The organism is Tsukamurella pseudospumae, from assembly GCF_001575195.1.
GTDB classification, from domain to species: domain Bacteria; phylum Actinomycetota; class Actinomycetes; order Mycobacteriales; family Mycobacteriaceae; genus Tsukamurella; species Tsukamurella pseudospumae.
In genome coordinates this window covers 296,086-309,363 of record NZ_LSRF01000056.1, presented here as the reverse complement: position 1 = coordinate 309,363, position 13,278 = coordinate 296,086, and the positions used below count along the sequence as shown (strand labels likewise).

Annotated in this window: 13 protein-coding genes; 5 read left to right on the top strand and 8 right to left on the bottom strand. The window is 71.7% G+C overall.

The window, feature by feature from the left end:
• Position 1 precedes the first annotated feature (1 nt).
• Together AXK60_RS15880 and AXK60_RS15875 are read right to left on the bottom strand one after the other, a co-directional pair.
• A complete protein-coding gene (locus AXK60_RS15880; RefSeq protein ID WP_068572429.1) occupies positions 2-970 on the bottom strand; it encodes an RNA polymerase subunit sigma-70 in 969 nt (322 codons plus the stop codon).
• Complete coding sequence (locus AXK60_RS15875; RefSeq protein WP_068572427.1) at positions 967-1,578, bottom strand: maleylpyruvate isomerase family mycothiol-dependent enzyme; 612 nt, start codon at positions 1,576-1,578, stop codon at positions 967-969. Before AXK60_RS15875 ends, AXK60_RS15880 begins: the two co-directional genes overlap by 4 nt.
• Before the next feature lie 104 nt (positions 1,579-1,682).
• Here AXK60_RS15875 and AXK60_RS15870 point away from each other — a divergent pair, with 104 nt between their 5' ends.
• Complete coding sequence (locus tag AXK60_RS15870) at positions 1,683-2,297, top strand: type II toxin-antitoxin system PemK/MazF family toxin (RefSeq protein WP_068572426.1); 615 nt, start codon at positions 1,683-1,685, stop codon at positions 2,295-2,297.
• Here AXK60_RS15870 and AXK60_RS15865 read toward each other — a convergent pair.
• Together AXK60_RS15865 and AXK60_RS15860 are read right to left on the bottom strand one after the other, a co-directional pair.
• Positions 2,282-2,707 carry a RidA family protein gene (locus AXK60_RS15865; protein ID WP_068572424.1) on the bottom strand — a complete coding sequence of 142 codons (426 nt, stop codon included), beginning with the start codon at positions 2,705-2,707 and terminating at the stop codon, positions 2,282-2,284. The genes AXK60_RS15870 and AXK60_RS15865 overlap by 16 nt on opposite strands.
• A 20-nt stretch (positions 2,708-2,727) precedes the next feature.
• Positions 2,728-3,414, bottom strand: coding sequence for a type 1 glutamine amidotransferase domain-containing protein (locus AXK60_RS15860; RefSeq protein WP_068572423.1), 687 nt, complete (start codon positions 3,412-3,414; stop codon positions 2,728-2,730).
• A gap of 202 nt (positions 3,415-3,616) precedes the next feature.
• Here AXK60_RS15860 and AXK60_RS15855 point away from each other — a divergent pair, with 202 nt between their 5' ends.
• The 3 genes from AXK60_RS15855 to AXK60_RS15845 are packed head-to-tail and all read left to right on the top strand — an operon-like array spanning position 3,617 to position 6,775.
• Positions 3,617-5,218, top strand: coding sequence for a succinic semialdehyde dehydrogenase (locus AXK60_RS15855; RefSeq protein ID WP_068572421.1), 1,602 nt, complete (start codon positions 3,617-3,619; stop codon positions 5,216-5,218).
• Positions 5,219-5,243: 25 nt separating this feature from the next.
• Positions 5,244-6,380, top strand: coding sequence for a saccharopine dehydrogenase family protein (locus tag AXK60_RS15850; RefSeq protein WP_068572419.1), 1,137 nt, complete (start codon positions 5,244-5,246; stop codon positions 6,378-6,380).
• Positions 6,377-6,775, top strand: coding sequence for a PPOX class F420-dependent oxidoreductase (locus AXK60_RS15845; protein ID WP_068572417.1), 399 nt, complete (start codon positions 6,377-6,379; stop codon positions 6,773-6,775). Before AXK60_RS15850 ends, AXK60_RS15845 begins: the two co-directional genes overlap by 4 nt.
• Here AXK60_RS15845 and AXK60_RS15840 read toward each other — a convergent pair.
• Genes AXK60_RS15840 through AXK60_RS15825 form a run of 4 tightly spaced genes read right to left on the bottom strand, consistent with a single transcriptional unit; the run spans position 6,762 to position 12,657 of the window.
• The gene (locus AXK60_RS15840; RefSeq protein WP_068572416.1) at positions 6,762-9,281 is read right to left on the bottom strand and encodes an excinuclease ABC subunit UvrA; all 2,520 of its coding nucleotides are present in this window, start codon (positions 9,279-9,281) and stop codon (positions 6,762-6,764) included. The two genes, AXK60_RS15845 and AXK60_RS15840, sit on opposite strands and share 14 nt — an antisense overlap.
• A gap of 13 nt (positions 9,282-9,294) precedes the next feature.
• The gene (locus AXK60_RS15835; protein WP_068572414.1) at positions 9,295-10,137 is read right to left on the bottom strand and encodes a transglutaminase family protein; all 843 of its coding nucleotides are present in this window, start codon (positions 10,135-10,137) and stop codon (positions 9,295-9,297) included.
• Entirely contained in the window at positions 10,134-11,117 is a 984-nt protein-coding gene (locus AXK60_RS15830; RefSeq protein WP_068572412.1) for an alpha-E domain-containing protein, read from the bottom strand. The genes AXK60_RS15835 and AXK60_RS15830 overlap by 4 nt, the downstream gene beginning before the upstream one ends.
• Positions 11,104-12,657 (bottom strand): circularly permuted type 2 ATP-grasp protein, encoded by a 1,554-nt coding sequence (locus tag AXK60_RS15825; protein ID WP_139058014.1) that lies wholly within the window; start codon positions 12,655-12,657, stop codon positions 11,104-11,106. Before AXK60_RS15825 ends, AXK60_RS15830 begins: the two co-directional genes overlap by 14 nt.
• Before the next feature lie 334 nt (positions 12,658-12,991).
• Here AXK60_RS15825 and rpsT point away from each other — a divergent pair, with 334 nt between their 5' ends.
• Positions 12,992-13,252: a 30S ribosomal protein S20 gene (gene rpsT / locus AXK60_RS15820; RefSeq protein ID WP_068572410.1), complete on the top strand. Its 261-nt coding sequence runs from the start codon at positions 12,992-12,994 to the stop codon at positions 13,250-13,252.
• Positions 13,253-13,278 lie beyond the last annotated feature (26 nt).

Here is a 13,278-nt window from a genome sequence, read left to right as displayed (position 1 = left end):
GCTACGGGAGCAGGCGGGTCGGCAGGCCGAAGGCCTCGAACCGGTCAGCCTGGTCCAGATGCGTCGTCACCCGGGTGACCCGGGCACCGTCGGACTCGAGGACGACGAGGGCGAACGGGCGCATGCCGTTCCCGTCACCCGGCTCGTACTGCCCGAACGCAGGCGATCCGTTGGCCGTCGTCGCCACGAGGCGGTGCCCGACGCAGGCGTCGCCCGAGGCGAACAACGCCGCGTAGTCGGCTGCGCCCCGCAACCAGAACGCCACCGGCGGCATGGAGAAGACCACGTCCTCCGCCAGGAGCGCGGCGAGCCCCGCGACGTCGTGCCGCTCGAAGGCGCTGACGAAGCCGTCCAGGAGCCGGGGATCCACCTCGCCCGCAGGAACGTCCGACGGTGCCGGCGCCGCCCCGGCGAGCACCTTGCGGGCGCGCTGCAGCGAGGAATGCGCTGCGGCGGCGCTGATCCCGAGGATCGACGCGGTCTCGGCGGCACTGTGCCGGTACACGTCGCGCAGCACCAGCACGGCCCGCTGCGCCGGCGTGAGGTGCTGCAACGCCGCGACGAAGGCCATCCGGATGCTCTCGTGCCGCTCCGCCGCAGCCGCCGGATCCGCGACGACGTCCGGCAGCGGCGTGACCCAGCTGCCCGGCCGCAGCTCCGCGAACGCCTGATCCCCCGCGCCGTTGCGCTCCGCCAGGTCGGTCGGCAGAGCCCGGCGCGGGGCGGCACGCAGCAGGTCGATGCAGTACCGGGACGCGATCGCGTACGCCCAGGTCCGGATGCTCGCGCGGGCCGGGTCGTAGCGCTCCCGCGCGTTCCACACCCGCAGCAACACCTCCTGCGCCGCATCCTCGGCGCCCGCACCGTCGCCGATCATCCGGTAGCAGTACCGGACCAGCTCGGGGCGGAGGGCGCCGAGGGCCGCATCATCGATCACTGGCTCGTCGACTCCCGCCACACCGGCGATCATCCCACGACGGTGGGTGTCGGGACCGGGCGTCGGCCGGTCGCGATCAGGACGATCTCGAGCGTCGGCAGCGCGACGTCCTGTGGGCCGTGGCCGAGAACCAGATCCGAGTCGTCGGCCGCGAGTCTCAGACCCGCGAGGTCGACACCGAAGAACCCGAGCCCCTCCGCGCTCGACCCGGTCACCGTCGCGGCGAGCACCTCCGGTGCCGGACCCGGCAGCCCGAGCGGGATCGTGATGTCCAGGCCGTGGATCACCTCGTGGGCCAGCGCGCCCTGCGTCGCGCCGGGCCCGGGCGTCCACCGGCTGGCGACGCGGGCGTGCTGGATCGCCAGCAGCTCGGCGTCGGTGAAGCGGGCGGCATCGGCGCGGGCGGTGCGGTCGACCGCGACGTTCACGTCGCCGCCCGCCTCGGCGACGGCCGCTCCGAACTCCTCGAAGGTCTGCGTGTCGGTCATGTTCAGGTGCGCCACCACCTCGCGGATCCGCCAACCCGCGCAGAGGGAGTCCGCCGCCCACTGCTCGGGCGTGAGGCCGTCGAGCAACCCTGCCATCCGGGTGCGCTCGGCGACGGTGGCGTCGTACAGGTCGGTATCGGAAAGGGTGGTCATGGTGCTCTCCTGTGCTCGGGAAGGGATCGTCACAGGTGTGTACGAGCGGGGCCGCTGGAATTCGTCGCGCGCGCCCCACGAACCCGCGGGCCTATCCTGGGACCATGGCGAACGACTTCACCCGCTTCGCGGCCGTGGCGGCCAAGCTCGCGCGCGAGCACGGCCCCCGGCTCGCGGCGCAGGTCGTGAACAGCCCTCCCGTCCGCGCCGGCCGGGAGGCGATCACCCAGGTGGTCACCCAGACGGTGAATCAAGCCCTCGGCCTGGAGGCACCGTCGGAGCCCAAGGAGTTCACCCCTGGGCGGCCCGTGACCCGCACCTCGACGCGGACCGAGCTGATGGCCCGGTCCATCGCCTACGCGCCCCAACTGGACGGGCAGGCCGATCCGGGCGAGGTCGTGTGGACCTGGGTCGAGTTCGAGGAGACGACGGGGCCGAACGCCGGCCACGGCAAGGACCGGCCCGTGCTCGTGGTGGGCCGCTCCGGCGTGGCACTGCTGGGCCTGATGCTCTCCAGCCAGGACAAGCACATGGGCGACCCGGAGTGGGTCGGCATCGGCTCCGGCCCGTGGGACGAGGACCGTCGCCCGTCGTGGGTGCGGCTCGACCGGGTCCTGGACGTGCCCGAGGACGGCATCCGCCGCGAGGGCGCGGTTCTGGACCGACGTCGCTTCGAGTCCGTCGCCCAGCGCCTGCGCGACGACTACGGCTGGTCCTGAGCGGAGTCCGTCACCGCTGCCACGGCCTCGATCTCGACCAGCTGGTCGTCGTAGCCCAGCACCGTGACGCCCATGAGCGTGCTGGGCACGTCATGGTCACCGAACGCGGACCGGACCACGTCCCACGCGGTGACGAGGTCGTGCTGACGCATCGACGCGACCAGGACGCGAGTGTGGATCACGTCCTGCAGGGTCGCGCCCGCCGCGTCCAGGGCGAGGACCAGGTTCTCGACGCACCGCGCCGCCTGCGCCGCGTAGTCACCGGGCCCGACGGTGCCGCCGTCGAGCGCCAGGGGGCACGCGCCCGCGAGGAAGATCAGCCGCGCCTGCGCCGGCGCGGTCGCGGCGTAGGCGTACTGCGCCACGTCGCTCAGCGCGGACGAACGGATCAATCGGACCTGGCTCGGCATGGCCCGAGCCTGTCACACACTCAGCGCAGGGCCGCGGCGACCTTCTGCGCGGTCGCCTTGGCGGAGCCCGGGTTCTGGCCGGTGATGAGGTTCCCGTCGACGACGGTGTACGAAACGAAGGGCAGCTTGGCCTTCTGGTAGGAAGCGCCGCGCTCCTTGCACCGCTCCTCGGCGTTGTACGGCACCAGCTTGTCGACGCGGGCGAGGACCTCTTCCTGCCAGGCGAACCCGGTCATGTTGCGGCCCTTGATGAGGTACTCGCCGTTCGACAGCGTGGTGTCGAGCAGCCCGCAGTAGCCGTGGCACACCGAGGAGACGATGTCGCCGCGCTCGTAGAGCTCGCGTGAGATCCGCTGCAGCCCTTCGCTCCCCGGGAAGTCGTACATCACCGCGTGGCCGCCGGTGAAGAAGATCGCATCGAAGTCCGCCGAATCGATGTCGTCGGGGCTCAACGTGTTCTCCAGCAGTGCCATCTTCGCGGGGTCGGCGTGCCAGGCCTTCGCGGTCTTGTCGTAGTTGGGAAACTTCAGCGACCGCGGCTCCAGCGGGGACGCGCCGCCCTGGGGGCTCACCAGCACCTGCTCGTAGCCGGCCTCCTCGAAGACGTGCCAGGCGTGCGTGAGCTCGGAGAGCCACAGGCCGGTCTTGTGCGACGGATCGTCGTAGTGGCCGACATTGGTGACGACATTGAGAATGCGCTTCGACATGGGGCGATGCCTCCTGGAGAGTGGTTCGTTCCGATCGCCGTGAGAGCCGCGACCTGCGATGTGTGCAGCGCTTACATTAGGCGGCGCCCCTGCGGCCGTCAATCCCCGCGTGAGATACCACTCAGGTGTTGACAGTGCTTACATGAGCTGTCTAGCCTCATGTAAGCAACGCATACATCGAACGGCGAGGAGCCCGGAGACCATGACCTCGACAGCATCGGTCGTCACCCCGACGACCACCACCACTCCCGTACTGCCGGCCTCGCTGACGAGCGCCGCGCTCCACCGTCTGGCGGCCCGCGTGAGCGCCGGACCCGACGCCGCGCGCACCGTCACCACCGCGCCGTACACCGCTGCGCCGCTCGCGGATCTCCCCGTCTCGACCCCGACGGACGTCGAGGACGCCTACGCCCGCGCCCGCCGCGCCCAGGCGGACTGGGCGGCGACCCCCGCCGCCGACCGCGCGAAGGTCCTGCTCCGCTTCCACGACCTCGTCCTGGAACGCCAGGCCACCGGCCTCGACCTCATGCAGGCGGAGAACGGCAAGACCCGCCGCGACGCCTACCTCGAAATCGCCGATGCCGCGATCGCCGCGCGCTACTACGCGCGCACCGGGCCGAAGGCGCTCGCTCCGCACCGCCGGAACGGCGCACTCCCCCTGCTCACCCGCACCACGGAGCTGCACCATCCGAAGGGCGTCGTCGCGATCATCTCGCCGTGGAACTACCCGCTGTCGATGGCCGCCACCGACGCGATCGCCGCCCTCATGGCCGGCAACGCCGTGGTCCAGAAGCCCGACACGCAGACTGCGCTCACCGCACTGTGGGCCCTCGACCTGATGTACGAGGCCGGTCTCCCGGCCGATGTCTGGCAGATGGTCGTAGGGCGCGGCAGCTCGATCGGCGACGCCCTCATGGCGGGCGCGGACTACATGATGTTCACCGGATCCACCGCGACCGGCCGGCAGATCGCCCGCGACGCCGGGGAGCGCCTGATCGGCGCCTCACTCGAGTTGGGCGGCAAGAACGCGATGCTCGTCCTCGACGATGCCGACCTGGACCGCGCCGCCGCGGGCGCGGTCGCCGCGGCCTTCCCGTCCGCGGGCCAGCTCTGCGTGTCCGTGGAGCGGATGTACGTCGCCGCCTCGGTGCGGGACGAGTTCGTCGCGAAGTTCGTGGACCGCACCCGCGCCCTCGAGATCGGTGCCGCCTACGACTTCAGCAAGGCCGTGGGCAGCCTCACCACGGAGAAGCAGCTGGCCACCGTGACCGAGCACGTCGCCGACGCCGTCGCCAAGGGCGCGACGTTGCTGGCCGGCGGCCGCGCCCGCCCGGACCTCGGCCCGCTGTTCTTCGAGCCGACGATCCTCACCGGCGTCACCCCCGAGATGACGCTGTACGCGCACGAGACCTTCGGCCCCGTCGTCTCGATCTACACCGTGGCCGACGACGAGGAGGCGATCGCGCGGGCCAACGACACCGTCTACGGCCTCAACAGCAGCGTGTGGGGACGCGACGCACGCCGCGCCGGGGCGGTCGCGGCCCGGCTGCGCACCGGCACCGTCAACATCAACGACGCCTTCGCCGCGGCCTGGGGCAGCATCGACTCCCCCATGGGCGGCATGGGCGACTCGGGCCTCGGCCGCCGGCACGGCGTCGAGGGCCTGCTCAAGTACACCGAGGCGCAGACCGTTGCGCATCAGGCCCGCCTGAACTTCTACCCGCCCGCCGGCGTCCCGTGGAAGATGTGGGCACCCACCATCACCACAGCACTGCGCATCTGGAAGTCCGTCGGCGCACGCTGACCCGTCCCCACCGAGGAGCACCACCATGACAGCACCCGAGACCCCGGGCCGGATCGTCGTCTTCGGGGCCACCGGCTACGCGGGCGGCCTCGCCGTCGACGCGCTCGTCGCGCGCGGACTGCGGCCCGTCCTGTCCGCCCGATCCGAGGGCAAACTGGCCGAACTCGCCGCACGGCACGGCGGCCTGGAGTACCGGGTGGCCGACGTCTCCGACCCCGACAGCGTGCGCGCACTCGTCGGCGCGGGCGACGTGCTCGTCACCGGCGTCGGCCCGTTCGAGCGGGTCGGGTGGGTCGCCGCCGAGGCCGCGGCCCGCGCCGGCGCGCACTACGTGGACTCGACCGGCGAGGTCGGTTTCGTCCGCGAGCTGCACCGGCGACACGACGCGCAGGCCCGCGAAACGGGCTCGGTCATGTTGCCCGCCTTCGGCTACGACTACGTGCCCGGCGTCCTCGCGGGGTCGCTCGCACTGGAGGAGGCCGGCGAGCGCGCGCGGTCCGTGGACATCGGCTATTTCGCCACCGGATCGCTGCGGAACGGCCTGAGCCAGGGCACGCGCAAGACCGTGATCGACGGCATGAGCCTGCCGGTGGCGGTGTTCCGCCGCGGCGCACTCACCGATCTGCGCGCGGCGCAGGAGGTCGTGCGCTTCCCCGTGCGCGGACGCGAGCGCGCGGGCATCCTCGCCACCGGCACGGAGGTGCTTCAGCTGCCCCGCACCTACCCGCAGCTGCAGGGCGTGCGCGTCTTCAACGGCTGGTTCCCCGAGCTGGCCCGCGCCATGCAGGCGATGTCGCTCGTCGCGACGACGCTCTCCCGCAACCCGCTCGGCCGGCGCGCGCTCGACGCGGTCCTGCCCCGGTTCGTCGGCCCCGCAGGCGGTCCCGACGAGGCCGAGCGCGCCCGGACGCGCGGCCTCGCCGTCGCCGTCGCGCGGTCGGCCTCGGGCGAGGTGCTCGCGGAGGTCGAGGTCGACGGCCCGTCGCCCTACACCGTGACGGCCGAGCTGATGGCGATGGCGGCGGACCGTCTGGCCCGGGGACTGGGCCGTACGGCCGGCGTCGTCGGGCCGATCGACGGCCTGGGCGCCGACGCCTTCCCGACGGCGTGCGCGGAGGTCGGGCTCGCCCGGGTCTCCGGAGCGGCCGGAGCCGCGTCATGACCGGATTCGAGCCGGGTCACGCCCGCTACGTCTCGCTCGCGACCTTCCGCAGGTCCGGGGAGCGCGTCGCGACCCCGGTCTGGACGGTCCCGCTCGGTGACGGCCGGATCGGCGTGTCCACCGCACCTGACGCGGGCAAGGTCAAACGCCTGCGGAACGACGCGCGCGTGGAGCTCACCCCGTGCGATGTGCGGGGCCGCATCGAGCCCGGGGCCCCGACGGTGACGGGCCGGGCGACGATCGTGGCCGACGGCCCGGAGATCGCCGCGGTCCGCCGCGCGCTGCGCGCGAAGTACGGCCTACAGGCCGTCGTCATCGGGCTCGGGAGCACGCTCAAGACGGCGCTCACGCGGCGCCGGGCCGACGAGTCAGTCCTCGTCATCACGCTCGACTGAGCTGCTCCAGGTGCGTGCGCAGGAACCGGCCCGTCACGCTGTCGGGGGCGGCCGCGACCTGTTCGGGCGTCCCCTGGGCCACGACGGTGCCGCCCGCGGCCCCGCCACCCGGGCCCAGGTCGATGACGTGGTCGGCGTTGGCGATCATGTCCAGGTCGTGCTCGACGACGATGACCGTCGCGCCGCGGTCGACGAGCCGCTGCAGGACGTCGAGCAACACGCGGACGTCCTTGGGGTGCAGCCCCACCGAGGGCTCGTCGAGCACGAAGACGGCGTCGGACTGATCGCGCCCCAGCTCCCCCGCCAGCTTGAGCCGCTGCGCCTCGCCGCCGGACAGCGCCGGCGTCGCCTCGCCCAGCGTCAGGTAGCCGAGTCCCAGATCGTCGAGAGTGCGCAGCTTCTTCGCGATCCGCGGCACGGGAACGGCGTCGGCGGCCTCGCGGACGCTGAGCGCCAAAAGGTCCGGCAGGGCGAGGGCGGCACCGTCGGACTGCCCTTCCGGCCAGCGCACCGCCCAGGCCTCGGGGGCGTACCGTCGGCCCAGGCAGACCGGGCATTCGATGTCGACGTCGGGGAGGAACTGCACGTCGAGCGAGACCTGCCCCGTGCCCTCGCACCGCGGACAGCGCAGCGATCCCGTGTTGTAGGAGAAGGCACCGGCTTTCAGGCTCAGGTCCTTGGCCGCGGCGGTCTTGGCGTACTCGCGCCGCAGGTCGTCGAGGACGCCGCTGTAAGTCGCGACCGTCGAGCGCACGTTGACGCCGATCGGCGTGGCGTCCACCAGGTTCACCCGGCCGAGGCCCGGCGCGTCCAGGGCGGTCACCGGAGCACGAAGGGGTTCGCCCTCCGCCGCGGCGGCCAGCGCAGGCACCAACGCCTCGAGTACCAGCGTCGACTTGCCCGAGCCGGAAACGCCCGTCACCGTGGTGATCCGACCGACGGGCAGGTCGACCGACAGAGCGTGCACGGTGTGGATCGGGGCCGTCTCGAGGTGGACCCGGCCCCGCGCGAAGACCTCGTCGTCGGCGATACGGGGCCGCGTGCGAACCGGCACGCGGCCCGCGAGATAGTCGCCCAGCACGGAGTCCGGGTCGCGCTCGATCTCGGCGACGGTGCCCTGCGCGATCAGGCGGCCGCCCTCCGCGCCGGAACCGGGGCCGATCTCGACGAGGTGCTCCGCCTCGCGTACGACGTCCAGATCGTGATCGACGACGACCACGGAGTTGCCGTCCCGCAACAGGTCCCGCACCACGCCGAGCAGGCCCTCGACGTTGGCCGGGTGCAGGCCGACCGACGGCTCGTCCAGCACGTACAGCACCCCGGTGGTGCGGTTGCGGACCGCCCGCGCGAGCTGCACCCGCTGCCGCTCACCGGTGGAGAGGGTGGCCGCGGCACGGTCCAGGCCGAGGTACCCGAGGCCCAGTTCCAACAGGCGGCGCGCGATGGATTCCAGGGTGTCGACGAGGATTCCGGCCATCTCGCGCATGTCGGCCGGGAGCGGTTCGACGGTGCCCGGCGCCCACGCGACCACCTCGTCGAGGGTCATCGCGGTGACGTCCGCGAGGCCGAGGTCGCCGATGCGCGGCGCTCGCGCGGCGGGGCTCAGGCGGGTACCGCGGCAGTCGGGACACGGACCCGAGTAGAGGAAGCGCTCGATGCGACCGAGCCCGGATTCGGTGGCCGCCTTGTCCAGCGCCTCCTGCACCGCGGTCGTCGCGTTCCGGTACGTGAAGTTCAGCTCGAACAGCTTGCCGTTCTTCGAGGGCACCGTGATGTGGCGCTTCTCCGCGGGACCGTGCAGCACCACCTGCTTCTCGTCGTCGGTCAGCTCACCGAAGGGCACATCGGTGCGGACCCCCATCTCCGCGACCACCTGCGGCATCACAGTCAGACCCATCATCGACCAGGGCGCGACGGCACCGTCGGCGATGGTCCTCGTGGGATCCGGTACCAGTGCGGCACCGTCGATCTCGCGGACGGTTCCCGTCCCCGAGCAGGTGGGGCAGGCACCGTCGGAGTTGAAGGCCAGTGACTCCGCGCCGGGCGGGGTGAAGACGGCCCCGCAGACGGGGCAGGTGAGGTCGAGTCCGATCGCGACGTCGATGGTCGGATCGACGTAGTGGCCGTTCGGGCAGCGATGCGCGGCGAGCCGGGAGAACATGAGCCGCAACACGTTCAGCAGCTCGGTGCTGGTCCCGAAGGTGCTGCGCACGCCGGGGACGCCGGGCCGCTGCCGCAGGGCGAGCGCGGCGGGGACGTGCTCCACCGAATCGACGGCGGCCCGCGGCGCCTGCGCCATCCGGCGACGGGTGTACGTGGAGAGCGCCTCCAGGTACCGGCGCGAGCCCTCCGCGTAGAGCACGCCCATCGCCAGCGAGGACTTACCGCTGCCGGACACGCCCGCGATCGCCACGAGCCGGCGCAGCGGCACGTCGACGTCCAGGGAGCGGAGGTTGTGCACCCGCGCCCCGCGGACGGCGATCCACAGCGGCGTGTCGTCGGTCATGCGCGCCGGCCGCTCATGCGAGACGCGTGATCTCCACGACCACATCGAGATCCGACGCGCCGCCGCCCGCGATCACGCCGCGCAGGGGCGGGACGTCCGCGTAATCGCGGCCGACGCCGACGGAGACGTGCCGCTCGCCGATCGGGACGTCGTTCGTCGGGTCGTAGCCGCGCCACTGCCCCGTCCACGCCTCGATCCACGCGTGCGACTCCCCCGCCACCGTCGACCCGACCTCCGCGTCGCGCTGCGGGTGCAGGTACCCCGAGACGTAGCGTCCCGGGATGCCGACGCTGCGGAGCAGTAGCAGCGTGAGGTGCGCGTAGTCCTGGCAGACGCCCTTGCGCTCCTCCCAGGCGTCGGTCGCCGACGAGTGCACGCCGGTGGTGCCGGGCACGTAGTCCAGCTCCTCGTGCACCCACCGACACACCTCGAGCACGGCCTCGTCGGGCTCGAGGTCCTTGACCAGCTTCTTCGCCTGCGCCGCGAGTTTGCGTTGCTTGGGCACGTAGTCGGTGTAGCTGAGCAGCTCGTCGAACCGGTCCCGGACGCGGTCGGTCGCGAGCTCGTCCCAACCGACCACCTCGCCGGTGTCGTCGGCGGCCTCGGTCTCCACGACGGAGGCGCCGGTGACCTCGAGCGCGGTGTGCGGGGCGTGCAGGTCGAACGCGGTGACCGCGGTGCCCCAATAGTCGGTGTAGCGGTACGCGCGGGTCGCGGGCACCGTCTCGACGCGATTGAGGATCACGTTCTGCCGCTGGTCGCTGCGCGGCGTCAGCCGGGCCTCGTTGTACGACGAGGTGACCGGTGCGTTGTAGCCGAAACCGGTGGAGTGCACGACTCGAAGACGCCAGCTCACAGCTCCCCCTCCAGGATGGTGTCGATCTCGCCGCGGGCGCGGGCGTCGGTCCAGGCGACGTAGGGCGTCACGTGGAAGTAGCGAGCGGTGACCGCCTCGCCCGCGGCCTGCCCCAGCTCCTGCAGCGCGATCAGACGACGCTGCAGATCGTCGAGAAGCTCACCGGGGGCGAGGAATTCGAGCTCACCGCGGGCGCGGCCCAACAGTCGTTGCGCCTCGGTGCGGGTGCCGAGGCGGCCCTCACGGCCGCCCTCGATGGCGTTCAGGCAGTCCTCCGCGGTGGTGAGCGCGTGGATCACGGACCGCGGGAAGAGCCTGTCGACCAGGATGAACTCGACCACCCGCGTCGCGTCGAGCACGCCCCGGTGCGTCCGCAGGTAGGTGTCGTGCGCACCGGTCGCGCGGAGCACCGTGACCCAGGTCGGCGCGTTCGCGCGATCGCCGGCGCGGGAGAGCAGCAGCCGCACGGCCATGTCCATCCGCTCGATCGAGCGGCCCAGCAACATGAACCGGTAGCCCTCGTCGCGCGAGAGCGTCGAGTCGGTGAGCCCGGCGAACATCGCCGCGCGGTTCTTGATGTAGTTGAGGAACTCGTGCGGGCCGAGGCGGCGCGCTACGCGCTCGCGCTCGGCCAGACCGTTGTAGGTGGCGTTGAGGCACTCCCACATCTCGGAGCTGGTGACCTCCCGTGCGCCACGAGCGTTCTCGCGCGCGGAAGCGACGCTCGCCGCGATCGAGCCGCTGCCCGGATCCCGGTTGTAGGCCACGACCTCCGTCACCGACCGCAGGTCCAGCGGCTGGTCCGCGGGCGGCTCCGGGATGCCGAGGACGCGGACCAGCTGCCGGGAGGCGCGGTCCTCGTCGATGGTGGCGTCCTCGAGGAACTGGTGCACGGTCACGTCCAGCATGCGGGCAGTGTCGTCGGCGCGTTCGGCGTACCGGCCGATCCAGTACAGCGCCTCCGCGTTACGGGCGAGCATGGCGCTCCTCCTCTCGTGCCTGCATCGTCTGGCGTGCCTGCTGTTGCTGCTGATCCTGTGAGCTGAGCTCGGGACCGAGCTCCACCTGCTGCTGCTCGGCGAGGTCGCGGCTCGGAACCACTTCCACGCCTTCGAGTTCCGCCTCCGCGGCCGACGACCTGGCCGCGAGCACCCAGGTGTCCTTCGATCCGCCGCCCTGGCTCGAGTTCACCACGAGGGAGCCCTCCGGAAGAGCGACGCGCGTCAGGCCGCCGGGCAGCACCCACACGTCGTCACCGTCGTTGACGGCGAACGGCCGCAGATCCACGTGCCGTGGGCGGGCCTGCTCGCCGATCTTCGTCGGCACCGTCGAGAGCTGCACCACCGGCTGCGCGATCCAGCCGCGAGGGTCGCTCATGACCTTGCGGCGGATCGTCGCGAGCTCCTTCTCGCTCGCGTCCGGCCCGAAGACGATGCCGTAACCGCCCGAGCCCTCGACGGGCTTGATCACCAGCTCGTCGATGCGGTCCAGCACCTCCTCGCGCTCCTCGTCGAGCCAGCAGCGCAGCGTGTCCACGTTCAGCAGCATCGGCTTCTCGCCGAGGTAGTAGTCGATGATGTCGGGCACGTAGGTGTAGGTCAGCTTGTCATCGGCCACGCCGTTGCCCACGGCGGAACTGATCACCACGTTGCCGGCGCGCGCCGCGTTGAGCAGGCCGGCCACACCCAGCACCGAGTTGGGGAGGAACTGCATCGGGTCGAGGAACTCGTCGTCGATGCGGCGGTAGATCACGTCCACCTGCTGCTCGCCGCTCGTCGTGCGCATGTAGACCACGTTGTCGCGACAGAACAGGTCGCGGCCCTCGACCAGCTCGACGCCCATCTGCCGGGCGAGCAGGGAGTGCTCGAAGTACGCGGAGTTCGCCATGCCGGGCGTGAGGACCACCACGGTCGGGTCGGCCTCGTTCGACGCGGCGCTCCGCCGGAGGGCGCGCAGCAGGTGCGAGCTGTAGTCCGCGACGGCGCGCACGCGGTGGCGCTGGAACAGGTCCGGGAAGACCTGCGCCATCGTCCGGCGGTTCTCCATCACGTAGCTCACGCCCGACGGGGACCGCAGGTTGTCCTCGAGCACGCGGAAGGTTCCTTCGGCATCGCGGATCAGATCGATGCCGGCGACGTGGATGCGCACGCCGTTGGGCGGGCGGATGCCGGCGGCCTGCCGGTGGAAGTGCGCACACGAGGTGACCAGCCGTTTGGGGACGACACCGTCGCGCAGGATCTCCTGCTCGGAGTAGATGTCGTCGAGGAACATCTCCAGCGCCTGCACCCGCTGCTTGATCCCCTTCTCCAACCGGTTCCACTCGGCGGCGGCGATCACGCGCGGCACGAGGTCCAGCGGGAAGGGCCGCTCGCGACCCTCGAGGGAGAAGGTGATGCCCTGGTCGATGAACGCCGCACCGAGCGCGTCCACGCGGGCCGCCAGGTCCGACTCGTCCGCCGACGCGAGAGCGCCGAAGATCCGTTTGTAGGGCGTCCGGACGGTGCCGTCGTCGGCGAACATCTCGTCGAACGCCCGCTGGAACGACGGTGCCTCGTCGTAGCCCGCGAACAGCGGCGCGTCATCGGACAGTCGTGGGACGGCGGCAGGCTTCCGGGTCGCGGACGCCGACGTGCGTCCCGAGGTGCCGGCCTTGGCCTGTTTCTGCGGGGTCACTCGGCCATCGTGCCGCACCCGAGCCGTTTCGGCAGCGGTCTCGTTCACGGCGTGGCAAGCTGGGCGTCGGACGCCGTTCCGCAGGCCGGTGCCGCGATTTGGGTTGTATCCGGGCCGCTGGTAACCTGGTACGTCGGCAGTCATCACCGGCTGCCCTTTCGAGACAAGAGAGTTTGAACGCGTGGCCAACATCAAGTCCCAGATCAAGCGGATCAAGACCAACGAGCGCAACCGCCTGCGCAACCAGTCGGCGAAGTCGTCGCTGCGTACCGCCATCCGCCACTTCCGCGAGGCCGTCGAGGCCGGGGACAAGGCCAAGGCCGGTGAGCTCCTCGTCAGCACCAGCCGTCAGCTCGACAAGGCCGCCAGCGCCGGCGTCATCCACGCCAACCAGGCCGCCAACAAGAAGTCGGCCCTGTCGCTGGCTCTCAACAAGCTCTGATCTTCCGCTAGACGCGCGTATCACCG